At 69.1% G+C, this 23,163-nt stretch carries 29 protein-coding genes; 18 read left to right on the top strand and 11 right to left on the bottom strand.

Annotation, left to right across the window (positions count from 1 at the left end; translation table 11 throughout):
* The first annotated feature begins 22 nt into the window (after nt 1-22).
* The 3 genes from AC0IZJ_RS14075 (at nt 23) to AC0IZJ_RS14065 (ending at nt 1,794) form a co-directional block, all read left to right on the top strand.
* Nucleotides 23-352, top strand: coding sequence for a hypothetical protein (locus AC0IZJ_RS14075; protein ID WP_471850734.1), 330 nt, complete (start codon nt 23-25; stop codon nt 350-352).
* Entirely contained in the window at nt 325-1,233 is a 909-nt protein-coding gene (locus tag AC0IZJ_RS14070; protein WP_471850732.1) for a cytochrome c oxidase assembly protein, read from the top strand. Before AC0IZJ_RS14075 ends, AC0IZJ_RS14070 begins: the two co-directional genes overlap by 28 nt.
* A 78-nt stretch (nt 1,234-1,311) precedes the next feature.
* Nucleotides 1,312-1,794, top strand: coding sequence for a hypothetical protein (locus tag AC0IZJ_RS14065; protein ID WP_471850730.1), 483 nt, complete (start codon nt 1,312-1,314; stop codon nt 1,792-1,794).
* 54 nt (nt 1,795-1,848) lie between these two features.
* On the opposite strand, the gene AC0IZJ_RS14060 is transcribed toward AC0IZJ_RS14065, so the two are convergent.
* From AC0IZJ_RS14060 to AC0IZJ_RS14045, 4 genes are all read right to left on the bottom strand, one after another.
* Nucleotides 1,849-2,463, bottom strand: coding sequence for a hypothetical protein (locus AC0IZJ_RS14060; RefSeq protein ID WP_471850728.1), 615 nt, complete (start codon nt 2,461-2,463; stop codon nt 1,849-1,851).
* A 397-nt stretch (nt 2,464-2,860) separates the two neighbouring features.
* Complete coding sequence (locus AC0IZJ_RS14055; RefSeq protein WP_471850726.1) at nt 2,861-2,998, bottom strand: hypothetical protein; 138 nt, start codon at nt 2,996-2,998, stop codon at nt 2,861-2,863.
* Nucleotides 2,995-3,513: a hypothetical protein gene (locus tag AC0IZJ_RS14050; protein ID WP_471850724.1), complete on the bottom strand. Its 519-nt coding sequence runs from the start codon at nt 3,511-3,513 to the stop codon at nt 2,995-2,997. Before AC0IZJ_RS14050 ends, AC0IZJ_RS14055 begins: the two co-directional genes overlap by 4 nt.
* An 18-nt stretch (nt 3,514-3,531) precedes the next feature.
* Nucleotides 3,532-4,686 (bottom strand): zinc-dependent alcohol dehydrogenase, encoded by a 1,155-nt coding sequence (locus AC0IZJ_RS14045; protein WP_471850722.1) that lies wholly within the window; start codon nt 4,684-4,686, stop codon nt 3,532-3,534.
* A 115-nt stretch (nt 4,687-4,801) separates the two neighbouring features.
* Between AC0IZJ_RS14045 and AC0IZJ_RS14040 the strand changes: the two genes are divergently transcribed.
* From AC0IZJ_RS14040 to AC0IZJ_RS13990, 11 genes are all read left to right on the top strand, one after another.
* A complete protein-coding gene (locus AC0IZJ_RS14040; RefSeq protein ID WP_471850720.1) occupies nt 4,802-5,011 on the top strand; it encodes a hypothetical protein in 210 nt (69 codons plus the stop codon).
* A gap of 59 nt (nt 5,012-5,070) precedes the next feature.
* The gene (gene ctaD, locus AC0IZJ_RS14035; RefSeq protein WP_471850718.1) at nt 5,071-6,708 is read left to right on the top strand and encodes a cytochrome c oxidase subunit I; all 1,638 of its coding nucleotides are present in this window, start codon (nt 5,071-5,073) and stop codon (nt 6,706-6,708) included.
* A 5-nt stretch (nt 6,709-6,713) separates the two neighbouring features.
* A complete protein-coding gene (locus AC0IZJ_RS14030) occupies nt 6,714-7,160 on the top strand; it encodes a DUF2244 domain-containing protein (protein ID WP_471850716.1) in 447 nt (148 codons plus the stop codon).
* Between the two features lie 15 nt (nt 7,161-7,175).
* Nucleotides 7,176-8,171 carry a cation diffusion facilitator family transporter gene (locus AC0IZJ_RS14025; protein WP_471850714.1) on the top strand — a complete coding sequence of 332 codons (996 nt, stop codon included), beginning with the start codon at nt 7,176-7,178 and terminating at the stop codon, nt 8,169-8,171.
* The gene (locus AC0IZJ_RS14020) at nt 8,164-8,916 is read left to right on the top strand and encodes a gluconate 2-dehydrogenase subunit 3 family protein (RefSeq protein WP_471850712.1); all 753 of its coding nucleotides are present in this window, start codon (nt 8,164-8,166) and stop codon (nt 8,914-8,916) included. Before AC0IZJ_RS14025 ends, AC0IZJ_RS14020 begins: the two co-directional genes overlap by 8 nt.
* A gap of 2 nt (nt 8,917-8,918) precedes the next feature.
* Nucleotides 8,919-10,703: a GMC family oxidoreductase gene (locus AC0IZJ_RS14015; protein ID WP_471850710.1), complete on the top strand. Its 1,785-nt coding sequence runs from the start codon at nt 8,919-8,921 to the stop codon at nt 10,701-10,703.
* Nucleotides 10,700-11,647 (top strand): c-type cytochrome, encoded by a 948-nt coding sequence (locus AC0IZJ_RS14010; protein ID WP_471850708.1) that lies wholly within the window; start codon nt 10,700-10,702, stop codon nt 11,645-11,647. Before AC0IZJ_RS14015 ends, AC0IZJ_RS14010 begins: the two co-directional genes overlap by 4 nt.
* Before the next feature lie 14 nt (nt 11,648-11,661).
* A complete protein-coding gene (locus tag AC0IZJ_RS14005; protein ID WP_471850706.1) occupies nt 11,662-12,534 on the top strand; it encodes an MBL fold metallo-hydrolase in 873 nt (290 codons plus the stop codon).
* A gap of 89 nt (nt 12,535-12,623) precedes the next feature.
* Nucleotides 12,624-12,908: a hypothetical protein gene (locus tag AC0IZJ_RS14000; RefSeq protein WP_471850704.1), complete on the top strand. Its 285-nt coding sequence runs from the start codon at nt 12,624-12,626 to the stop codon at nt 12,906-12,908.
* Between the two features lie 21 nt (nt 12,909-12,929).
* Nucleotides 12,930-13,955, top strand: a complete 1,026-nt coding sequence (locus AC0IZJ_RS13995; RefSeq protein WP_471850702.1) for a patatin-like phospholipase family protein — start codon at nt 12,930-12,932, stop codon at nt 13,953-13,955.
* Nucleotides 13,952-14,200, top strand: coding sequence for a hypothetical protein (locus AC0IZJ_RS13990; RefSeq protein WP_471850700.1), 249 nt, complete (start codon nt 13,952-13,954; stop codon nt 14,198-14,200). Before AC0IZJ_RS13995 ends, AC0IZJ_RS13990 begins: the two co-directional genes overlap by 4 nt.
* 80 nt (nt 14,201-14,280) lie before the next feature.
* On the opposite strand, the gene AC0IZJ_RS13985 is transcribed toward AC0IZJ_RS13990, so the two are convergent.
* Nucleotides 14,281-14,625, bottom strand: coding sequence for a hypothetical protein (locus AC0IZJ_RS13985; RefSeq protein ID WP_471850698.1), 345 nt, complete (start codon nt 14,623-14,625; stop codon nt 14,281-14,283).
* Between the two features lie 153 nt (nt 14,626-14,778).
* Between AC0IZJ_RS13985 and AC0IZJ_RS13980 the strand changes: the two genes are divergently transcribed.
* Both AC0IZJ_RS13980 and AC0IZJ_RS13975 read left to right on the top strand, forming a co-directional pair.
* The gene (locus AC0IZJ_RS13980) at nt 14,779-15,939 is read left to right on the top strand and encodes a hypothetical protein (RefSeq protein WP_471850696.1); all 1,161 of its coding nucleotides are present in this window, start codon (nt 14,779-14,781) and stop codon (nt 15,937-15,939) included.
* Nucleotides 15,940-15,967: 28 nt separating this feature from the next.
* Nucleotides 15,968-16,741: a ferritin Dps family protein gene (locus AC0IZJ_RS13975; protein ID WP_471850694.1), complete on the top strand. Its 774-nt coding sequence runs from the start codon at nt 15,968-15,970 to the stop codon at nt 16,739-16,741.
* A 64-nt stretch (nt 16,742-16,805) separates the two neighbouring features.
* Here AC0IZJ_RS13975 and AC0IZJ_RS13970 read toward each other — a convergent pair whose 3' ends face one another.
* The 5 genes from AC0IZJ_RS13970 to AC0IZJ_RS13950 all read right to left on the bottom strand — a co-directional run bounded on the left by AC0IZJ_RS13970 (nt 16,806) and on the right by AC0IZJ_RS13950 (nt 21,449).
* Nucleotides 16,806-18,239: a response regulator gene (locus AC0IZJ_RS13970; RefSeq protein ID WP_471850692.1), complete on the bottom strand. Its 1,434-nt coding sequence runs from the start codon at nt 18,237-18,239 to the stop codon at nt 16,806-16,808.
* A complete protein-coding gene (locus AC0IZJ_RS13965) occupies nt 18,232-18,498 on the bottom strand; it encodes a GlsB/YeaQ/YmgE family stress response membrane protein (protein ID WP_471850690.1) in 267 nt (88 codons plus the stop codon). Before AC0IZJ_RS13965 ends, AC0IZJ_RS13970 begins: the two co-directional genes overlap by 8 nt.
* A gap of 42 nt (nt 18,499-18,540) precedes the next feature.
* Nucleotides 18,541-19,467 (bottom strand): SDR family oxidoreductase, encoded by a 927-nt coding sequence (locus AC0IZJ_RS13960; protein WP_471850688.1) that lies wholly within the window; start codon nt 19,465-19,467, stop codon nt 18,541-18,543.
* A gap of 95 nt (nt 19,468-19,562) precedes the next feature.
* Nucleotides 19,563-20,483: an NAD(P)/FAD-dependent oxidoreductase gene (locus AC0IZJ_RS13955; RefSeq protein WP_471850686.1), complete on the bottom strand. Its 921-nt coding sequence runs from the start codon at nt 20,481-20,483 to the stop codon at nt 19,563-19,565.
* A gap of 36 nt (nt 20,484-20,519) precedes the next feature.
* Nucleotides 20,520-21,449 carry an SDR family oxidoreductase gene (locus AC0IZJ_RS13950; protein WP_471850684.1) on the bottom strand — a complete coding sequence of 310 codons (930 nt, stop codon included), beginning with the start codon at nt 21,447-21,449 and terminating at the stop codon, nt 20,520-20,522.
* 230 nt (nt 21,450-21,679) lie between these two features.
* Between AC0IZJ_RS13950 and AC0IZJ_RS13945 the strand changes: the two genes are divergently transcribed.
* Both AC0IZJ_RS13945 and AC0IZJ_RS13940 read left to right on the top strand, forming a co-directional pair.
* Nucleotides 21,680-22,018: a hypothetical protein gene (locus AC0IZJ_RS13945; protein WP_471850682.1), complete on the top strand. Its 339-nt coding sequence runs from the start codon at nt 21,680-21,682 to the stop codon at nt 22,016-22,018.
* Between the two features lie 86 nt (nt 22,019-22,104).
* Nucleotides 22,105-22,590 carry a DUF2231 domain-containing protein gene (locus tag AC0IZJ_RS13940; protein ID WP_471850680.1) on the top strand — a complete coding sequence of 162 codons (486 nt, stop codon included), beginning with the start codon at nt 22,105-22,107 and terminating at the stop codon, nt 22,588-22,590.
* On the opposite strand, the gene AC0IZJ_RS13935 is transcribed toward AC0IZJ_RS13940, so the two are convergent.
* Nucleotides 22,591-23,163, bottom strand: a complete 573-nt coding sequence (locus tag AC0IZJ_RS13935) for a diguanylate cyclase (RefSeq protein ID WP_471850678.1) — start codon at nt 23,161-23,163, stop codon at nt 22,591-22,593.

The raw sequence follows: 23,163 nt of genomic DNA, 5'->3' as shown, positions 1-23,163 counted from the left end.
GGTCGCGCGAAAGGAGACAGCGATGTGGTCCTGGCTCGCCCTGCTCGGCACGCCGTTGGTCAGCCTCGGCAACCTCGGCCTCGCGCATGCCCTGGTCACGCCCTCCTGCGCGCAGCAGACCGAGCTGGCGCTGCATGCGCTGCATGCGTCGAGCGTCGCGCTGTGCCTGCTGCTGCTGGCGATGGCCTGGCGTGAACACGGCCTGCCCGCCGGCCAGCGCGACGACGGCGCCAGCGCGCCTGTGCGCCGGCGCTTCGTCGGTGCCCTGGCCGTGCCGAGCGCGGCGCTGTTCACGCTGGTGACGCTGGCGCAGTGGGCCTCGGTATGGGTGATGTCACCTTGCGGCGGCTGATCGCCGCGGCGGCGGCCTGCGCCTGCGGCGTTGCGCGGGCCCATGCGCCGCTGGCCGCCAACGAACCCCTGCTGTCCCGCTGGTCGCCCGAGCCGTGGAGCGCGCTGTGCCTGGCCGTCGCGCTGGCGCTCTACCTGCTTGGCCTGAGGCGGCTGTGGCGCCAGGCCGGCCGCGGCCACGGCATCAGCGTGCAGCAGGCGGCGGCCTTTCTGGGCGGCTGGCTGGCGCTGGCCATCGCGACCGCCTCGCCGCTGGAGGCGCTGGGCGCATCGCTGTTCTCGGCGCACATGCTGCAGCATGAGCTGCTGATGATCGTGGCCGCGCCGCTGCTGGTCATCGGCCGGCCGCTGGCCGCCGCCGTCTGGGCTTTCGACGCATCAACGCGGCAGGCCATCGGCCATGGCCTGCGCCGCAGCGGTCTGCGCGCCGCCTGGCGGCTGCTGAGCGCGCCGGCGGCGGCCTGGGCGCTGCACGGCGTGGTGCTGTGGGCCTGGCATGTGCCGGCGCTGTTCGAGGCGGCCCTGGCGCGGGCCGACCTGCATGCGTTGCAGCACACCAGCTTTCTGCTGAGCGCAGTGCTGTTCTGGTGGGCGCCGCTGGCCGGGTCACGACAGGGCACGGGCGCGGCGCTGGCCTATCTGTTCACCACCATGCTGCACACGGCCGCGCTGGGCGCCCTGCTGACGCTGTCGCCCACGCTCTGGTACGCCAGCTACGGCGACCGCGCCGCAGCGCTGGGCTTCGACCCGCTGGCGGACCAGCAGCTCGGCGGCCTGGTGATGTGGGTGCCCGGCGGGCTGGCCTATCTGTGGGTCGGGCTGTGGGTCGGCGCGCAGGCGCTGGGGTCGCGCAGACCGACGCGTTCAGTCCTGACCCGCTGAAGCAACGAAGCCCGCTGCCGGGCGAGGACGGCGGACGGGTACAGGCCTTGCCCCGCTTCAGCCTCAAAGGAGATTGCCATGCTGCAAGCCGACCAGATCGCCAGGCAGGACGAACGCCTCAGTGGCCGCGCCGCCTGCCCGCAAGCCAAGGTGCCGAGCTATCAGGACCTGCTCGACGCCGCACTCGACGACACCTTTCCCGCGAGCGATCCACCCGCGATCAGCGCCGCAACGCAGGTGCACGAACCGCACACCACGACGCGCGACTGCGTTGACTGGACGTTGAAGCCGGGCGCCTGCAAACCGGTGGGACAGGTGAGCGAAGAAGCGCCCGGGCGGCAAGGCGAGCGCTCGGCGCGTTGCGACGCGCGGTTGACGCGTGCGCAGGTGGTCGAGAACCGCCTGGTGCCCGCCGGGCCGTGCTGGGTGGAGCAATCGGCGCAGGTTGCAACGCTGCTCTGGCGAGACGCGGACGGCGCCATGCAGCAACTGGACATGGACCTGGAACAGCTGCGCCGCCTGCTGGCGGACGGTGTGCTCGAAAGGCCTGAGCCGGCCTGAGCAGGCGGCTCTCAAGCCGGCAACGCCGCGTGTGCGTTGCCGGCCTGGCTGCCATCAATTGCGGTCAGCGCGCGCGGCACGGGTGTCGCTGTTGTTGCCGTAGCCACTCGAGCCGCTGTTGTAGCCCGAGTCGCTGCCGGTGCTGCCGGTAGAGCCGTTGCTGTTGTAGCCCGAACCGCTGGTGGTGCTGCCGGTGGACCCGTTGTTCATCGAGCTGTTCGACGAATTGCTGGACGAATTGCTGGACGAGCCGCTGTTGCTGCCGGAAGTGCTGCCGGTAGTGCCGGCCGCGGTGCCACTGGAGCTGCCGTTGTTCTGGTTGTAGCCGCTCGTCGAGCCCGTGCCGCTCATCGAGCCAGCGCCGGCGCGGTTACCCGTCGTGCCGGTGGCGTCGGGGCTGTTGGTCGTGCCGCTGCCGGCGTTGGACGAGTTGGTGGCGTTGGAGCCGGACAGCGTGTTCGACGAATTGCTGCCGGTGCTGCTGGAACCCGTCGAGTTGGTCGAGCTGCTGGTCGAGTTGCCGGTCGTCGAGCCGGTGGCCGTGTTGTTGCGGTCGGACGTGCCGGACGTCGAGCCGCTGTTGACCTGGGCGACGGTGATGGTGCCGGCGACCAGGGCGCTGATGGCGCCGATGGCCATGCTGGTGATGCGAAGAGGGGAATAGGACATGGTGTGCTCCGTATGAGGTGGGTAGACAAACGCCAATCGCTTTGCGAAAGCCTGGCCCTTTCATCTGGCAAATCGCGTACCGCAGAAGCGCTTCTCCGGGTCACAGGCGCGCCGCGGTACGCGGTACTTCAAACCTGTTGAAGCTGTCATTTTTTCTGAAACTCGGACTGGCAGATTTGACGCAGTCTGTCTTCTGCGCCGCCGTCGGAAGCCGCCCGAAGCACCGTTGCTTGCAGGGCTCTGGCTTGCCTTGATGAACCCGTCGGCAAGGTCGCCGACGCAGTTCAGGAGATTCATGATGAGTCGGGGCAGCAGCAAGCAGGAAGGCCAACGCGAACAGGGCAACGCGTCGAAGGGGCAGCAGCCAGGCGAGAAAGGGCAAGGCGGCCCGAACGCCTCACGCAAGGATGGCAACCGCCAACGCCGGGGCCAGCGCAGCCAGCATGGCGCTGACGACGAAGTCAAAATTGGCGAGGCCGGCGCCAGGACGACCATCAGCGGCATTGATGGCCGTTAGCGCCGCTGCTCTGGTCAAGTGCGGCTGCGCCGCTTCCACAGCCAGCAGACCACGCCCACCGCCACCAACAGCCCGGCCGCCTTGCGCACGGCGCCGGCCGGGTTGTGCCGCAGTTCCGCTCGGCCGCCCGTCTCTGCATAGATGCGCGGCACATGGCCGCGCGCCAGGTCGCTGACGAGGCCTTCGACCATGTCCACGCGGTCGGCCGCCAGCAGCATCAGCCAGTGGCGCAGGTCGTTCTCGCTGTGGCGGAAGGCATGGCGGCGCATGACGCCGCTCAGCCCCTTGGGTGGCAGCGGCGTGCCGAAGAGGGGCGTGATACCGGGGCGTTCGCTGGAATGCAGGATCTCGACGTTCACCGGCTGCTGGGCCGGCGGCGCGGGCTGCACCTCCAGCCGCGGCGGCGTGCGCTCCATGGGCACGGCGGGGCGGCGCTCGCGCGGCAGGTCGCTGCCCCAGCCCTTGATGTGGGAGAAGCGCTGCGTATCGACACCCGGCTCGAGCAGGTCGTCGTGGTCGTGGTTGTGTTCCATGGCGGGCTCCTTTCGTGTTCAGACCGTCACGCCCGGCGGGATCAGCACCGTCTTGATGCAGCCGTCGAGCTTGTGGGAAAACAGGTGGTAGGCATCGGCCACCTCTTCGAGGGGCATGCGGTGGGTGATGATCCGCTTGGGATCGAGGTGCCCCGCCTGGATGTGCTCGATGAGCCTCGGCAGATGGCGCTTGACGCTGGCCTGGTTCATGCGCAGCGTCAGTCCCTTGTTGAGCGCGTTGCCGATGGGCACGGCGTTGAAGGTCGGGCCGTAGACGCCGACGATGGAGACGTTGCCGCCCTTGCGCACCGAGTTGATGGCCCAGTGCAGCACCGTCGCGGCGCCGGCCTGCAGCTTCATCTTCACCCCGGTCAGTTGCTGCAGCAGGCTGCCCGCAGCCTCGCAGCCCACGGCGTCGATGCAGACGTCGGCCCCCAGCCCATCGGTCATGCTCTTGATCTTGATGGCCATGTCGTTCACCGAGCGGAAGTTCAGCGTCTCGCACTGGGCGTAGTCGCGCACGAAGGCGAGACGCTCTTCCACATGGTCGACAACGATGACCCGCCCGGCGCCGAACAGCCAGGCCGACTTGGCCGCAAAGATGCCGATGGGCCCGGCGCCGAAGACGACCACCGTGTCACCCTCGGCGATGTCGCCCATCTCGGCGGCCTGGTAGCCGGTGGGCAGCGCGTCGGTCAGCAGCACCGCGTCGTCCAGGTCCATGTCCTGCGGGATCAGCGTCGGGCCGACGTCGGCGCGCGGGACCCGCACGAACTGCGCCTGGCCGCCGTCATAGCCGCCGGCCGTGTGCGAGTAGCCGTAGATGCCGCCCACGGCGGTCGCCTCGGGGTTGGTGTCGTGGCAGTTGCCGAACAGCTCGCGGCGGCAGAAGAAGCAGGTGCCGCAGAAGACGTTGAACGGCACCAGCACGCGGTCGCCGACCTTCAGGCGCTGTACGCCGCTGCCCACGTCGACGACCTCGCCGACGAACTCGTGGCCGAAGGTGGTGCCGATGCGGGTGTCGGGCACGAGGCCGTGATAGAGGTGCAGGTCGGAGCCGCAGATGCACGAGCGCAGCACCCGCACGATGGCGTCGTCAGGGTGCTCGATGCAGGGGTCGGGCTTGTGAGCCGCGCGCACGCGATACGGCCCTCGGTAGTTCATGGCAAGCATGGCGGCGTTCTCCTTGTCGGTTGGGGGCACCTCCCCCGGCAAATGACAAACCCGTAGGCTCCAGGCCCTTCGTGGGCCCCCTGCTTGCTCCGCCGGCGGACCTATGGAGCCCGCCATGCCCGAAACGCCTAACGCCGCGATTCCAAGCTCTCCTGCGTCTGCACCGCCCCCGGCCGCACCCGGTGATGAGGCGCCGCCTGGAACGCCCGGCACCGGCGAGCGTGTCTGCCCTGCCTGTGGGGGCAGCGGCCACGGCCCCGGCGGCGGGGACTGCCCCAACTGCCTGGGCGCCGGCAAGGTCACGGGCGGCGTGGGCGGCGGCTGAGCGGTATCCGGATTGCTCTCGCAGCGGCCGCAGCCGCTTGTCACGCCGAGGAGATTTGCATGAGCAGCACCGTCGTCGCTCCCCACCCCGTCGCGCCCGCACACGGCGAACCCCATGACGAGCACCACGACATGCCCCACGGCTGGCGGCGCTGGTTGCTCGCCACCAACCACAAGGACATCGGCACCCTCTACCTGCTGTTCAGCTTCACGATGTTCCTGGTGGGCGGCGTGCTCGCCCTGCTGATTCGCGCGGAGCTGTTCCAGCCCGGGCTGCAGTTCTTCAACCCGCAGCTGTTCAACCAGTTCACCACCATGCACGGCCTGATCATGGTGTTCGGCGCCATCATGCCGGCCTTCGTGGGCCTGGCGAACTGGATGATCCCGCTGCACATCGGCGCGTCGGACATGGCCTTCGCGCGCATGAACAACTTCAGCTTTTGGCTGACCATCCCGGCCGCGCTGATGCTGGTTGGAAGCTTCTTCATGCCGGGCGGCGCGCCGGCGGCGGGCTGGACGATCTATGCGCCGCTGACCTACCAGATGCCCGCCAGCATGGACTTTGCGATCTTTGCGCTGCACCTGCTCGGCGCCAGCTCCATCATGGGCGCGATCAACATCATCGTCACCATCCTCAACATGCGCGCGCCCGGCATGACGCTGCTGAAGATGCCGATGTTCTGCTGGGGCTGGCTCATCACGGCCTACCTGCTGATCGCCGTCATGCCCGTGCTGGCCGGCGCCATCACGATGACGCTGACCGACCGCCACTTCGGCACCGCCTTCTTCAACCCGGCCGGCGGCGGAGACCCGGTGCTCTACCAGCACATCTTCTGGTTCTTCGGCCACCCCGAGGTCTACATCATGATCCTGCCGGCCTTCGGCATCGTCAGCCACATCATCCCGGCCTTCGCGCGCAAGCGGCTGTTCGGCTACACGTCCATGGTGTATGCCATCGCGGCCATCGCGGTGCTGTCCTTCATCGTCTGGGCGCACCACATGTTCGCCACCGGCATGCCCGTCACGGGTCAGCTGTTCTTCATGTACGCGACCATGCTGATCGCGGTGCCGACCGGCGTGAAGATCTTCAACTGGACGGCGACGATGTGGCAGGGCTCGATGACCTTCGAGACGCCGATGCTGTTCGCCATCGGCTTCATCTTCGTCTTCACCATCGGCGGCTTCAGCGGCATCATCCTGTCGGTCGCGCCCATCGACATCCAGGTGCACGACACCTACTACGTCGTCGCGCACTTCCACTACGTGCTGGTGGCCGGCTCGCTGTTCGCCCTGTTCGCGGCCTTCTATTACTGGTCGCCCAAATGGTCCGGTGTCATGTACCGCGAGCTGCGCGGCAAGCTGCACTTCTGGCTGTCGATCATCAGCTTCAACGTCGCCTTCTTCCCGATGCACTACCTGGGTCTGTCCGGCATGCCGCGCCGCTACGCCGACTACCCGATGCAGTTCGCCGACTTCAACCAGCTCGCCTCCGTCGCGGCCTTCGTCTTCGGCCTGACGCAGGCCTGGTTCGCCCTCTTCATCGTGCTGCCGGTCATGCGCAAGCGCGGTGCACGCGCGCCGCAAAAGCCGTGGGAAGGCGCCGAAGGTCTGGAGTGGGAGGTGCCGTCGCCGGCGCCCTTCCACACCTTCGAGACGCCGCCCAGGCTGGACGCGAGCGCCACCCGCATCGTCAGCTGAGCACCATGCCCGCCGCCAGCTGGCGCCTCAGGCGCAACTGTTCCCTCACGCCGCGGCAGGCCCTGGCGGCGTGGTCGCCCCCCATGCTGGGGCTGCTGGCCGTGGCCGTCTTCTGGGCCGCGCAGGGCTGGTGGTGGATCGCGCTCTTCGCGTTGGTCAACATGGTGGCGCTGGGCGCCGCGCTCTGGCTCTACACGCGCCACGCGCTGGACGGCGACACGCTGGCCCTCGGGAACGACGGCATGCTCTACATCGAACAGCAGTGCGGGTCGGAACTGCGGCGCGTCGCCTGGCGCGCATCGCTGGTGCGCATGGAGGTGGCCGACAGCGGCGCCATCCTGCTGCGCGCGGGCCGCGAGCGGCTGGAGGTCGGCGCGCGGGCCGCGCCGCCGCAGCGCGCGCTCGCCGCACGCGAACTGCGCAGCGCGCTGCGCCTCTCCCACGGCGCCTAGCAGGCGCGGCAGGCGATGACGCCCGAAGTACGGCCTCGCGAATCGCCGCTGGCGGTCTACGGCGCCATCGCCGCCAACGTCGCCATCGCCATCACCAAGGCTGTCGTCGCCGCCGTCACCGGCAGTTCGGCCATGCTGTCGGAGGCCATCCATTCGGCGGTCGACACCGGCAACGGCCTGCTGCTGCTCTGGGGCGTGCACCGCAGCCGCCGGCCCGCCACGGCGATGCACCCGTTCGGGCATGGCCGCGAGCTCTACTTCTGGAGCCTGATCGTCGCGGTGCTGATCTTCGGCCTGGGCGGCGGCGTTTCGTTCTACGAGGGCGTGCGCCATCTGCGCCATCCGCAGCCGCTGCGCGACCCGTTCTGGAACTACGTCGTGCTCGGCGCGGCCATGGTCTTCGAGGGCGCCAGCTTCGCGGTGGCCTGGCGGGAGTTCCGCAAGCAGGCCCGCAAGCAGGCCCGCGATCGCCCGCTGTGGACGGCGCTGCGCATGAGCAAGGACCCGACCACCTACACCGTGCTGGCCGAGGACGGTGCGGCCCTTGCCGGCCTCGTCATCGCGGCCGTCGGCATCGCCTTGGCGCACGCGCTTGGCCGGCCGGAGATCGACGGCATCGCCTCCCTGCTGATCGGCCTGCTGCTGGCCGGCGTGGCCGTGCTGCTGGTGCGCGAGGCGCGCGGGCTGCTGGTGGGTGAAGGCGTGCAGCCCACCACGGCGGCCGAAATCCAGGCCATGGCACGCCGCCATGAAGAGGTGCTGGCCACCGGCCCGGTGCGCAGCATGTATCTCGGCCCGGACGAGGCCCTGCTGACGCTCGACCTGCTGTTCCGCCCCGAGGTGCCGGCCCTGCGCGCCGCCGGCGTGTGCGAGGCGCTGCGCGAGGAAATCCGTGTGCGCTTTCCGATGCTGACGGAGGTGCACCTGGGGCTGGCGAAGCCGGGCGATGGCGACACCAGCGGCATTTCGATTGCTGGCAAGGCCGCTCACCCCGGACCCCGCCATGCCTGACCTCAAGCGACGCATCTTTCTCACCGTCAGCAGCGGCGCGGCCCTCGTGCCCGTGCTGCCGACGCCGGCCCACGCAGCAGCACCGACAGCAGCATCCGCGGCCTCTGCGGCCCCCGAGCCCTACCGCTTCTTCAACCGCGAGGAGGCCGCCTTCATGGAGGCGGCCGTACAGCGGCTGATCCCGCCCGACGAGCTCGGCCCGAGCGCGATGGAGGCCGGCGTCGTCACCTTCATCGACCGCCAGCTCGCCGGCGCCTGGGGGGCGGGCGAGCGCCTGTACCGCGCCGGGCCGTGGGCGCCCGGCCTGCCGACGCAGGGCTACCAGCTGCCGTTCACGCCGGCCCAGCTGTTCCGCAACGCGCTGCGTGGCGCGCAGGCCGAGCTGTCGCGCCGCGGCCAGCCGGCTTTCGAGCAGCTGGCAGGCCCTGCGCAGGACGCCTATCTCAGTGCGCTGCAAAACGGCGGCATCGACCTCGACGGCGTGCCGTCCAAGGTCTTCTTCGAGTCGTTGCTGGCCATGACCATCGAAGGCTATTTCGGCGACCCGGTCTACGGCGGCAATCGCGGCATGGCGGCCTGGCAGATGATCGGTTTCCCCGGCGCGCACGGCGCCTATTTCGACTGGGTGGACCGCCACGGCGCGGCCTTCACCGGCCCGCCGCGCAGCCTCGCCGAGGCCGGCGGCAATCCCCACGGGATGCACGGCATGCACGGCGATCAGCCCTCGCAAACGGGGAGGCGCTGAGCATGGCCACGAACGCAACATCCAACGCGAAGCGGCTGCCCGAGGCCGAGGTCGTCATCCTCGGCATGGGCCTCGTCGGCTCCATCCTGGCCCGCGAACTGACGCGCGCCGGCATGAACGTGCTGGCGCTGGAACGCGGCGAACCGCGTGCGACGGTGCCCGACTTCCAGGGCCCCGCGATGCACGACGAGCTGAACTACGCCGTGCGCAAGGCCATGATGCAGGACACCGCGCGCGAGACGCTGACCTTCCGCAACCAGGCCAGCCAGACGGCGCTGCCGATCCGCCGCTGGGAAAGCTTCCTGCCCGGCACCGGCGTCGGCGGCTCGGCGGTGCACTGGAACGGCCAGACCTACCGCTTCCAGGACAGCGATCTGCGCATGCGCAGCCTGACCGAACAGCGTTACGGCAAAAACTTCTTGTCGAATGAACTGCTGGTGCAGGACTGGGGCGTTAGCGCTGCCGACCTGGAGCCGCACTACGACCGCTTCGAATACCTGATGGGCACCAGCGGCAAGGCCGGCAACCTGCAAGGCCGCAAGGTCGCAGGCGGCAACCCGTTCGAGGACCCGCGCTCGCGCGACTACCCGACGCCGCCGCAGAAGGAGCCCTACGGCAGCGCCATCTTCCGCAAGGCCGCCGAGGGCCTGGGCTACCACCCCTTCCCGCAGCCCTCCTGCAACCTCAGCCAGGCCTACACCAACCCCGAAGGCCTGCAGATGCAGCCCTGCATGTTCTGCGGCTTCTGCGAGAGATTCGGCTGCGAGCACTACGCCAAGAGTTCACCGCAGACCGCCCTGCTGCCTGCCCTCGCCAAGGAGCCGCGCTTCAAGCTGCGCACGCAGTGCCAAGTGCAGCGCATTCTGCTGGACTCGACCGGCAAGCGCGCCACCGGTGTCGTGTATGCCGACGCGGCGGGCCGGCTGTTCGAGCAGCCTGCACGCCTCGTCGTCGTCGGCATGTTCGCGCTGAACAACGTGCGCATGCTGCTGCTCTCGGGCATCGGCAAGCCCTATGACCCGGCCGCCGGACAGGGCGTCGTCGGCCGTGGCTATGCCTACCAGACGATGAGCGCCGTGCAGGTCTTCTTCGACCGCAGCATCAACATCAACCCCTTCATGCGTTCGGGCGCCAGCGGCACGGTCATCGCCGATTTCGTCGGCGACAACTTCGACCACGGGCCGCTCGGCTTCGTCGGCGGCGCCTACATCGGCGAGGTGATGTCGCACGGTCGGCCCATCGAGTTCCACCCGACGCCGCCGGGCACGCCAGCCTGGGGCTCGGGCTGGAAGCGCGCCGTGGCCGAGCACTACAACCACACCTCGGTGCTCAACATCCACGGCAGCTCGGTGTCCATGCGGCAGAACTACCTCGACCTCGACCCGACCTACAAGGACGCCTGGGGCCTGCCGCTGCTGCGGCTGACCTTCGAGCTGCCCGCCAACGACCTGAAGATGTCCGCCTGGCTGACCGACAAGGCCGTCTCAATAGGCCGCGCCATGGGCGGCAAGCAGGTGGTGGGCCTGCCGCGCAAGGGGCCGTACACGACCACGCAGTACCAGACCACGCACAACACCGGCGGCACCGTGATGGGCGCCGACCCGGCCACGAGCGTCGTCAACCGCTTCTGCCAGAGCTGGGACGTGCCCAACGTCTTCGTCATCGGGGCGTCCAACTTTCCGCAGAACGCCTCGTACAACCCCACCGACACGGTCGGCGCCCTCGCCTACTGGACGGCCCAGGCCATCACCCAGCGCTGGGCGAAGCAGCCGGGAGCACTGGCATGAAGCCCGCACTCTGCGCGGCCCTGCTGGCCGCAACGCTGCTCGCCGCCTGCAACAAGCGCGAGCCGACCGCCGCCGCGCCAGCCACCGAGGCCGCATCCGCCCCGCCAGCCGTCGTCGCCGTGCCCGTGCCGCCGGCAAGCGAGGCCCGGCCCAGCCCGGCCGATATCGAAGCCGGCGCACGCCTGGCCGCCCAGGGCTCGGGCGCCGCAGCGGCCTGCAGCAGCTGCCATGGCGCCCATGGCGAGGGGCAGGCTGCGGCGCGCTTCCCGCGCCTGGCCGGCCTGGGCGACACCTATCTGCGCGAGCAGCTGGACAGCTACGCCAACGGCACGCGCCAGCATCCCGTCATGGAGCCCATCGCCAAGGCGCTGCAACCCGACCAGCGCCGCGCCGTGGCCGCCTACTTCGCCTCCCTCGACCCGACCACGACCGCAGCACAGCCACCGAAGCCAGCGGCGACGACAGGCATGGCCGCACGCCTGGCCTGGCAGGGTGACGAGCCGCGCCAGCTGGTGGCCTGCGCCAACTGCCATGGCCGCGATGGCGGCGGCCTGGGCGACCGCATCCCGCCGCTTGCCGGCCAGCCGGCGGGCTATCTGGAAGACGCACTCGCCGCCTGGCGCGAAGGCCGCCGCAACAACGACCCGAGCGGCCAGATGCCGCGCATCGCCAAGGCCCTCGGCGCCGACGATGCCCGTGCGGTGGCGGCCTGGTACGCATCACTGCCGATGCCCGCGCCGGCCGGCCGCACACCGGCCGCCTTCACGTCCACGCTGCCGCCCGCCACGTCCGGGCCGGTCGGCACCGCACCCGCTGCCCAGGGCGTTGGCAGCGAACAGGGCGCGCCACTGACGGGCGGCGGCATCGGCCCGGGCGGCGCCGGTGCCACGCAACAACCCGCCGGCGGTGCCTCGCAATCAGCCGCGTCCGCAGCGTCTCGCTAGCCGAAGGACGCTCGATGTCTGCATACCGCCTGCACCACCTGAACTGCGTGTCGTCCTGCCCGCTGGGCGGCCGTCTGATGGACGGGCGCTCGCCATCCGTGCTGGCACGCGGCAGTCTGTGTTGCCATTGCCTGCTCGTCGAGACGAGCGACGGGCTCGTGCTGGTGGACACCGGCTTCGGGCTGCGCGACGCGGCCAACCCGCGCAGCCGGCTCAGCGGCTTCTTCCTGGCATTGCTCAGCCCCGATTTCCGCGAGGAGATGACCGCAGTGCGGCAACTGGCCGTGCTCGGCTGGCGCGCGTCCGACGTGCGCCACATCGTGTTGACGCACCTCGACTTCGACCACGCCGGCGGCCTGGACGACTTCCCCGAAGCGACCATCCACCTGCTGCAGCGCGAACGGGACGAGGCCTTCCGCCAGACGACCTGGCTGGACCGCCAGCGCTTTCGCCCGCAGCAATGGAGCTCGCACGCGCGTTGGCGCCTGCATGGCGCCAGCGGGGGCGAGGGCTGGCTGGGCTTCGAGAACGTGTGCACGGGTGCCGGGCTGCCACCCGGTATCGCCCTCGTGCCCTTGACGGGCCACACCTTCGGTCAGCCCGGTGTGGCGGTGAACGTCGATGGCCGCTGGGTGCTGCAGGCCGGCGACGCCTATTTCCATCACCGGGAGATGGACCTGCACGACCCCTGGTGCACACCGGGGCTGCGGGCCTACCAGACCCTGATGGAAAAGTCGCGCAGGAGCCGTCTGGCCAATCAGCAGCTGCTGCGCCGCTTTGCGGCCGGGCACCCGGAGGTCGAGGTCTGCTGCTCGCACGACCCCGTGGAGTTCGAGCGGCTCTCAGGCCGCGCAGAGGCCATGCCCTGCGCGCCAGCGACGCGGTGATGTCGTTTCACCGGAATGCCCATTGCCGGGGATTGCGACGGACGGCGCTCGGCCGGCCGCCTGATCTGACCCACGACAAGGAGCCCCCCATGAACGAACAGCCCAACACCGGCGCGCAGACCAACGGCCGGCACCTCGCGACCAGCCCGGCCCAGTTGGCGCAGGCCGTTGCCGCCAGCATGGCGCAGGTGGCCGGCAACATCGGCGGTGCGATCGCCGGCGCGATGGCCGCACCACTGATCGCCGCTTCCCATGCCGCCGCAATCGCCCAGGAAGCGGGCCAGGACGGCGAAGCCGCCTCGCCGCCCGAAGACGGCGAGGCGCCGCAAGGCGATCAGGGTCAGGACGACCCGGCAGCGGGCAATGGCGGCTGAACGCGGCCAGGCAGAAGCGCGATGAAAACCGCTGTGGTCTTTCAAGGCGGTGGCCCGCTGGGCGCCTTCGGCTGCGGCGCCTGGCTGGCGGTCGCACCGTGGCTTCGGGAACATGGGCATGAACTCGTGGGCATCGCCGGCGCGTCCATCGGCTCCCTCAATGGCGCGGTCGTCGCCTGCCATGCAGACAGTGCCGACCTCGGCGCCGCCGCGCTCGAGCGCCTCTGGCGTGAGCGCATCGCGGCCGCGCCCTCGCTGGCCCTCACGGCGCCCGGTTGGCTGGGGCCGATGGCCGACGAGTTCAGGGCCTGGTCGGGCTTCTGGTCGGGCTTCGCCCTTGGCAACCCGGCGCTGTTCACGCCGATCTACGTCCATTGGCATCCTCTGGCCGGACTGCAGCGCGCGGTGCTGCCGCTGTATTCGCAGCAGCGGATGCAACGACTGTTCGCGGAGGTCGTCGGTGAAGGCTATGCCAGCGGCGACGAATCGAAGCCCCTCCTCGCCGTCGCCGCGACCGACGTGTTGAGCGGCGGCCTGCGTGTCTTCACGAGCGACGAGCGGCCCATCGACACGGCCGTACTGAGCGCCAGCGCGGCCATTCCGCTGATGTTCGAGCCCATCACCATCGACGGCCGCCTGTATTGCGACGGCGAGGTCAACCGGCATTCACCGATCGGCGCCTTCGTCGAGGCGCTGCGTGACGGTGGCCGCGTCGGCCCGCAGGAGCCCTTGCAACTGATCACCATCGGCCAGTTCAGCCGCACGGCCGACCGCAGGCCGCGTACCTCGCACGAACTGCTGGACCGCAGCCTGCAGCTGCTGCTGGCCGACAAGCTGGCGGACGAGCCCGTCGGCCCTGGCCACCGCATCGACATCACGCGCTCGCCGCAGCCGCACGAAGGCATCTCCGGCCAGTTCGACTATTCGACGGCTCGCATCCGGGCGCTCATCGCCTCGGGTGAGGCCGCCGCCACCGGCGCCATCGCGCCATTCCACGCCGAGGCCAATCGGCCTGACACCATCCACAGACTGGAGAAAGTTTCATGATCCGTATCCTGCTCATCACCGCCGGCCTCGTCACGCTCGGCGTCTGGCTGAAGAAGAACTCGTCCTCAGGCGCGGCCCTGCCGATGGCCGATGGACCGGTCAGCGACGCCGGCGGCGAACCCACGCTTGCGGGCGACTCTCAGCAACGAGGGCCTTCGGCGCTTCAAGCCGGCATGCCGGCCGACAGGTCGAGCGACGCCGACATCGTGCGGCCCGGGTTCGCCGACTACGCCCGAGGCGCCTGATTGGCAACGGTTGAAGTTCGGTTGCAGCAAGATTTCCTGCTTCAGCGGCGTTGAAGTTCCAGCGCCGCTGAGCAGCCGCTTCAACCGCCATCGCGACGCTGCAGCAGCCCCTCGTCAAACAGTTGGCGAAGCACGGGGGTGCTGATCTCCCGGGTCTTTTCCGAACCATCGGCATCCGCCCAGCTGAGGATCGTCTTGCCCCCGGTTTGCCGCACCCAGCACGGCCCGACCGGCACGCGCTTGCCGTCGAGCACGAGGGTTCCGAACAGATCGTAGGCTCGCCCTGAAAGGCGGCGCCGCCGGTTGGCCCCGGGGTTTTCATTCCCATCGTGGCCCTCGCCCTGTGGACTCTGGCGACTCTCGGCACCCTGGCATCTGGCCGGTGCCCCGCATGCGCAGCTTTCCCTGTTGGCGTTGTGTTCCATGGTCAACCGTCCTCGTCGTGGCAGAGGTCGCAACGCGGCAAGTCGCGGTCCCCGGGCCGCATCACGTGAACCGCGGCGCCTGCAACGGAACGCGCATTGCCGCACCACGAGACCCGGCGGTGAATCCGCCTTTCAACCGAGAAGGAGCAGGCCATGGGGCTGAACATCATGGACAACCGAGGCGTGGCACTGGACCGCCAACGCTTCACCTGGCGCGACATGGTCCAGAAGCCGATCAGCAAACTGGACGACGACGCCTACACCCGCGTGCACATCATCCTGCTCAACGGCCTTGAGCTGGAAGCGTTGAATTTCTCGCATGCCTGCGCGCGCAAGAACAAGGAGCTGCAGCCGGTGCTGGCGCAGCTGCGCCGCGTCGAGCAGCACCAGGCCACGACGATCAACTGGCTGATCGGCGCCGACCATTCGCCGCTGGAGACGACCATCGCCTATGAGCAGGTGGCCATCGACGTGACCGCCGGTGTCGCGCTGCGCGAGCCGGACGAATACCTCGCCCAGGTCTACCGCTTCGGCCTGCTGGAGGACTTCGACCACATGTACCGCTACTCGGCCCTGCTGGACCGGCTGGAGGGCAAGGACGCCAACAACATCCTGCAGAGCTACACCGACATCCTGCCGGGCCGCCCGACCCTCGTCGAGCACCGCGACCCGCTGGACGACCTGCGCGAGCCCTACGACCGCATGGCGGTGCATCCGCTGTCCAAGCTGCATGCGCTGACCATCATGGCTGCCGAGCAGCAGACCCACAACTACTACATGAACGTCGGCCCGCTGTTCAGCGACCCGATGGCGCGGCTGCTCTACGCCGAGATCGCATCCATCGAGGAACAGCACACGACGCAGTACGAGTGCCTGATGGACCCGACCGAGACCTGGCTGGAGAAGTGGGTGCTGCACGAGGCGAACGAGGTCTACAACTACCACGGCTGCATGCAGAACGAGAAGAACCCGCGGCTGAAGGCGCTGTGGGAGCGCTTCCTCGACTACGAGCTGGGCCAGCTGCACCTGGCCATCGAGCACTTCGAGCGACTGGACGGCCGCGACATCGCGCAGATCCTGCCGAACGAACTGCCCGACCCCATTCCCATCGAGTCGCAGCGCGAGTTCGTGCGCAAGGTGCTGGCCTCGGAGGTCGACCTGCGCGCCAACGGCACCCAGTTCGTTGACAAGGCGCAGGAGCCGCAACGCTCCATCGACTACCGCGAACAACTGAACTCCGCCGGCTCGCCCACCGAGCAGGTCGCCGACGGCTACCGCTGGCGGCCCGGCACCGAACTCAAGCGCGCGGCTTGACGCCGCTCACCCTCGAAAGGAAACCACCATGGAAGCAAGAACCGAACTGGGCATGAACCGCACCGGCATCCAGATGTCGCCGATGGACACGGCCGACATGCTGGCCGAGGCCGACGACATCGCGGACGCCATTGCGCCCACCGCCATCGACGCTGACCTGCTCACGGCCGACACGCGGGCCGCGCTGGCCGACGCCCGCCTTCGCAGCAGCTACGCGCTGCAGGCCGACAGCCTCGGCTCCGTCCCCGTGCCCGGCACGCTGAAGGGCGTTGCCAAGTCCGGCATGGACATGCTCACGGGCAAGCGGCCGCAGGTGCTGATCGACAAGCTGGGCGAGCGCCTGGCGTTTGAGCGCGGTGGCGTGCGGCTCTACGACGGGCTGCTCGTGAAATGCGAGGCGATGGGCGCCGAGCTGAGCGAAGACGAGATCGCGTCGTTGCAGCAGTTCCGCGAGCAGGAAGCCGAGCACTTTGCGCTGGTTGTGGGGGCCATCGAGGAACTCGGCGGCGACCCGACCGCGCAGACGCCCTGCGCCGACCTGGTCGGCGTGGAAAGCATGGGCCTCGTGCAGGCCATGAGCGACCCACGCACCTCCGTGCTGCAGGGCCTGCATGTGATGCTGGATGCCGAGCTCATCGACAACGCGAGCTGGGAGCTGCTCGTCCAGCTCGCGCGTACCGCCGGCCACGACGCCATCGCCGACCGTTTCACCATCGCCGTGGAGCAGGAGGCGGTGCATCTGCAGACGATCAGGGGCCTGGTTTCCCGCCTCACGCTGGCCGACGCCGGCGCGGCTGCTTGAGACTGCTTGACGCTGCAAGCGGAAGGCAGCGCCAACGGCGCTGCCTTCCGCGTCCACGCCGGCGCTACGTTACCCCGGGTGACGACAGGCCCCTGCGGTCGAGGAAGCGGTCCTGCCGCACTGGCGCGCTGGCCTTCTGGTGCGCCGGCGCAACGATGGGCCGCGCGGGCAGGACACGGTGCACTTCGTCGGCGAGCGTCGGCAATTCCATCGGTTTGCTGACGACGCCGTCCATGCCGGCGTCGAGGCAGGCCTGTTCTATCGCCGGCCCCTCGAGGCTGGTGGACGCCACGATCGGGAACGGTGCGATCGAGCCGACCTGCTGCATGCTGCGGATGACTTCCGTCGCCTCAAGGCCGCCCATGACGGGCATTTCGACGTCCATGAGCACCAGGTCGGGCGGCCCCGCCAGGCAGGCCTGCACAGCCTCCGCGCCATCACTGGCGACCGCCACGTCGTAGCCGAGCGCTTCAAGCTGCGCTTTCGCCAGCAACTGGTTCACGCTGCTGTCATCGACGACCAGCACCTGCTTCACGTCGTGGGCATAGGCCGGGCTGGGCGAAGCCTCGCGCATTTGAGCGGTCGACAGCCGGCGGTCGACGCGCGCCGTCAGTCGCTCGAGTTCCGCCGGGCTGAGCGGCAGGATGCGCACGTCGACGCGTGTTCGTTCCCGGGCCTGCAGGGAGGTCGATCCGGCCATGACGGCGAGGATGGTCGTGATGGCGGGCAGCGCCGACGCCACGCGTTCCAGGGATGCCAGCTCGCTGCCGTCGGCCTCTGCGACCATCAACATCATCGGCAAGGCGTCCCGCGCAGGCTTGCCGTCGAGCAGGTGCGACACCACCTGCTGCGGCGAGTCGAACGAGGCGACGCGCCAGCCCAGTCGACGCAGCCGGTGGTCCATGGAATCGAGGCGCCCGGGCGACGTGCTCACCAGCCACGCAACGGCACCACCCGCATGCGGCGGTTCATCGGTGGCCATGGGCACCTGCACGGCGGGCACCCGCGTCTCCACGGAAAAGCTCAGTCCATCCGCACCGGCATTGATGAACTGCACCGGGCCACCGGTCGCGGGGCATGTGCCCCGGGCGTGCAGCACGGGGGCAGGACGGCTTCCGTCCGCGGCCGGCAAGGGCGCCAGCTGCAATCGCTCCAGGACACGGTCCAGCTCGGGCGATACCGCGCCTGTCCCGGTCGCCTGGATCGCCAGCCGGCTCGTGCCGTCCACCGGCGCTTCGGCCTGCGCGCTGAACAGCAGAAATCCGCCGTCCAGGCAATCGGTCATCGCCAGCAGGATGCGATGGATGGCCGCGCGGACGCCCGCGTCGGAAATGAGAAGTTCGATGCGTGGCCCGGAGCAGTCGAAGTAGGAAATGAGGCCCTTGTTCCACGCCAACGGGACGACCTGCCTGACGGCCAGGGTGAACAGCTCGGAAAACTCCATGGGCGAGGTCGGCAATCTGCGGTCCTGCGTCACGCGGGAGAGCCGGTCAGTCATCGCGCTGCAGTCGCCGCGCCCTCAAGCTGCCGAGCCACAGAAAAACCGCCGCGCCGAGCACCGCGCCTGCCAGGCCGGTCCAGTCCGTATCGCCGGGAACCAACGACCCCAATGACGTTGCGCTGAGCCCGCCGAGCACTGCACCGACGGCGGCGAACATGGCATTGACGAACAGTCGCTGCCGGCCGAGTGTCGATTGCCACCAGCTGCCCAGCCAGGCGATTGCCAGGCCGGCCATCAACCAGAGAATGGGATTCATCGTCGTCTCCGTGATTCGTCGTGCGCGCGCCGGCCCGCATCGCTATCGGGCATCGAGTGCCTTGGGGTCATTGGGGCCCGTGTTCCGGCTGCTGCGGCCGTGCACACGCCCGCAATCGCTGGAGCGGTAAAGCCGCCCCTCGCGATCCGGCGGTGTCAGGTCGGGCTGCTGGCTGCCAGCCGGCGCCCTCGACATGGCTTCGCCGAGCATCGGCGTCAGCATGGCCAGCGTGTGGCTGATAGTCGCCATGGCGCCCACGCGGACATGCCGCATCGGCGAGACCGCGGCCTTGAGGATGGCCATGGCGACCTTCTCAGGCTCGATCATCGGCGTGGGCAGGCTGAGTTCCTGACCGAGATAGTTGGCGGCATGCTCCAGAAGCGGCGTATCCACCGCCGCGGGCTGGACGAGGGTGACCGATACGGGCGCGCGGTCCATCTCCAATTCCATGCGCAGGCCGTCGGTGAAGGCCTTCACCGCCTGCTTGGCCGCCGAGTACATGACCTGGAGTGGAACGGGCGCGTCCGACGCTTCGCTGCCGATGTTGATGAGGGCGCCGCCGTTGGCACGAAGCCAGGGCAGCACCGCCAGCGAGCCATGCACGACGCCCCAGTAGTTCACGTCGAACAGCCGCCGGCTGTCGTCCAGGCTCATGTCATCGACACGGCCATAGGCGGCGACGCCCGCGTTGTTGATCCAGGTGTCGATGCGGCCGAAGCGCTCTACGGCAGCGCTCACCACCGCGTCCATCTCCGTCTTTTCGCTGGTGTCGGCATCGATGGCGAGCACCTGCCTGCCCTGCGCCAGCAGTTGCCGCTCGATGACGCTCAGCGTGCCTCGGCTGCGCGCAACCAGCACGAGACTGGCTTCCTCTCGCGCCGCCGCGAGTGCCGTTGCAAGGCCGATGCCGCTGGACGCGCCGGTGATGACGATCACCTGTCTTGCCAACGGTTTGAGTGTGATTTCCATGAGTCGCATGCTTCCCTGAAGGGTGAGCAACGGCAGCAATGGGCGTTCCCCGCGCGCTGCCCGGCCGCTAGCCCGGGCCCGCTGCGCCGTAACGGCTAGAGGCTGTTGTGGACGGCGGTCGCCGCAATCGCGGCCTGCCCGACCGCCACGCCGATCTGGTCCAGCGCACTGACGACGTCGCCAGCGGCGTAGAGGTTCTCGACACTGGTGCGTCCGTGCGCGTCGGTGACGATGTTTCCCTTGTCGTCCAGCCGCGCGCCAACGGCGGCCGCCAGGCTGGCGCAGGGGTCAACGCCCAGGGCGGCGTACAGGACATCGAACCGGTGTTCGGTCTCGTCTGCCGTGGTGACGACGACCTCCCGGTCGTTCGCGACCGCGAGCCGCGCAGCCACGCCAGGCAGGGCCTGAACACCTGCAGCGCGCAAGTCCGAGCCGAACTCTTCAGTAGGCCGGCCGACACCGACGAATGTCACATGGGGGCTGAATGCCTGCAGGAAGGCCGCCTCCCTGACGCCATGCGCCGAGTTGCCGAGGACCGCAATCCGCTGGCCCCGGTGTTCGTAGCCGTCGCATATCGGGCAGTGGCGCAAGAGGTCGGCAGCGTCGACTTCGCCAGCACCTGGGACCTTGGGCAGCCGGTCCTTGACGCCGGTGCAGAGGATGACCGTGCGGGCCCGCAGCGTGTCGCCACCAAGCCCGATCTCGAAAAGGCCGTCGGCCGATTGTTGAAGGTGATGAACGGTCCCCGGCAGCACGAGTCCGCCAGCCTCTTCCAGGTGCCGCGTCATTCGCGCCAGCAACTGCTCGCCGGAAATGCCATCGGGAAAACCGGCCACGTTGTTGGACCGGGAGATGCGCCGCGCGCGCGCCGCGCCCGCGTCGACCACCCGCACATCGCGCAGGAACCGGCGCAGGTACAGGCCGGCCGTCAGCCCCGCCGGCCCGGCCCCGACGACAACGCAGTCGAGCACATCACTGCGCTCCGCGGGGCCGGAATCCTGATGACTGACGGGCATTGGATGTCGCGTGACTTCAGCGTGCGCCAAGGATGTTCAGCGCGTGTTCAAGGCCTTGGCAGTTTCAGTGTCTGCGGCGTTGGCATTGCCGCGGCCGTGGACGCGGCCCGATTCACCGGCCCGGTACAGCGTGCCTTCGCGGCTGCGCGGCATCTCGTTGCGCTGCTGGCGGCCCATCTGCATCTTGGCCATCATTTCGCCCAGGGGCGGTATCAGCTTGGCCAGCGTGGTGTTGAGCTTGGCCATCATGCCGACACGCACGGCCCGGGTCGGTGACTTCGCCGCGTCGAGGATGGCCTCGGCGACCTGCTCCGGCTCGATCATCGGCGTGGGCAGCTTGGGCGCCTGGTCGAGGTAGTTGCCGGCATGCTCGGGGTAAGGCGTGTCCACCGCCGTCGGCTGGATCAGCGTCACCGACACCGGGGCGGCATCCACCTCGAGCTCCATTCGCAGGCCGTCGGTGAAGGCCTTCACGGCGTGCTTGGTGGCCGAATACATCACCTGCAGCGGAATGGTGGCCTCGGAGGCCTCGCTGCCGACGTTGATGAGGGCGCCGCCGTTGACGCGCAGATGCGGCAGGGCGACGCGTGCACCATGCACGACGCCCCAATAGTTGGTGTCGAACATGCGCCGCGCGTCTTCCAGGCTGATCTCATCGACCCGGCCATAGACGGACACGCCGGCGTTGTTGATCCAGGTGTCGATGCGGCCGAAGGCGGCGAGCGCGGCCGTCGCGATGCCCTCCACCTGCAGCGGGTCGCCCACGTCGGCTTCAACCGTGATGACCTCGCGGCCCTGCTCGCCGAGGTGCCGGGCAACGTCGTCCAGCGTCTGCTTGCTGCGCGCGGCCAGCACCAGGCGTGCGCCCTGTTCGGCGGCGCCGATGGCGGTGGCCAGGCCGATGCCGCTGGAAGCGCCGGTGATGACGATCACCTGGTCGGCGAGCGGCTTGAGTTCGATATCCATGGTGGTCTCCTGCTGGGTGTGAAGCAGCCGTGGCGGCAAGACGCGTTCCCCGCGGCAAGGCTGCCGCGCCATGCGCCGACGCGAGCGCCTTGCAAGGAAATTTTTGCCAGACAAATTTGCCGCCATTGCGTTGCCGGACCGGCGACTCCGCACGGACCCGACCGGGAACCCAGCTTGCCTGTAGATGGCCGTCGGCACCGTTGCCGGCTCAACATTCAGGAGACCATCAAATGACTCAGCAAAACCGCAACGAGGAAGGCCAGCGCCAACAGGGCAATGCGTCGCAGGGCCAGCAAGGCGGCTCGCAGGAGCGCCAGCAAGGCAACCAGCAGCGCCAGGACGGCCAGGGTCAGCGCGACCAGCAGGGCAGCGGCTCGCAAGGCCAGCAGTCCGGCAACCAGCAGCGCCAGGACCAGGGCCAGGGTAACCGCCAGGGCGGCTCGCAGGAGCGTCAGGAAGGCAACCAGCAGCGTCAGGACGGCCAGGGCCAACGCGGCCAGCAAGGCTCCAACGAGGAAGCCAGCCGCGGCGGCGCCAACCGCGAAGAGGGTGGTCGTCAGCAACGTTGACCTGCCCCGCACATGGGCCGCGACGTCCAAGGCGCCGCGGCCTTTTTTCATTCAGCTTGTGACGCAACGACAACCAAGGAGTCGTCATGGAAAGCAGAGCCCGTTTTCTCGGCCATCCGATCCACCAGATGCTGGTGGTGTTTCCACTCGGGCTGCTTGGCGGTTCGGTCGTGTTCGACATCCTGGCCCACGTGCTGGCGGACCCGCAGCTGGCCGTGGTGTCCTACTACCTCATCCTCGGCGGGCTGATCGGTGGCGTGCTTGCTGCGCCTTTCGGCACCATTGACTGGCTGGCCATTCCGTCGGGCACACGCGCCAGGAAGGTGGGTGCGATGCACGCCGTGGGCAATGTCGTCGTGCTGCTGGTTTTCGCTGCGAGCGCCTGGATGCGCCACGAAGGTCCGAGCTCCCCGAGCGCCCTGGCGCAAACGCTGTCCATCGCCGCCGTGCTGCTGTCCCTCGTGACCGCCTGGCTGGGCGGCGAGCTGGTCGACCGGCTCGGTGTGGGCGTGTCCGACGGCGCCCATCTGAATGCGCCGAGTTCGTTGCGTCCGCGCCAGGACGTACGCTGATCAAGCCCGTTCGCGCGGGCCGCTCCTTTCGGCCTTGGCGCTGCGCTTCGCCTCTGACAGGAAGGGCAGGATGTTGAACAGCAGCGCGGCGCCCAGCAGCGTCAGCGTGTACGGCCACGGCAGCGGCTCGGCCTTCAGCCGGAGGGCCCAGTCGGCCTGCTGGCTGGACCACGGCAGCAAAGCCAGCGCCTGCCCGGGCGACAAGGCCAGCAGCCCCGCCGCGCCCACCCACGGCAGCAGGTGCTGGAAGCCGTGCACCCATTGCTCGACGACGGGAATCCGGCGGCGCGACAGGGCGACATTCAGGTCGGCGATATAGCTGGCCTCGTGCAGCAGCAGGGCCAGCAGGATCAGCGCGAACAGCCCGGCCGTCGGCTCGAGCAGCAACGCGGCCAGCAAGGCGGTGCCGATGACGCCCAGCATCAGCAGGTGCAACAAAGACTCAGCCAAGCCCGCCGTCAGCTCGATGCGCTGCTGGCGATGGCAGGCCCAGTCCAGCAGGCCGGCCAGCACCAGCAGCGGCGCCCAGACAAAGCCCAGCAGGTTCTGGAGGACCGAGGCGGTGCTGCCCAT

The sequence above is a fragment of the Roseateles sp. AC306 genome (genome assembly GCF_979253795.1).
This window is presented reverse-complemented; position numbering and strand designations above follow the sequence as displayed.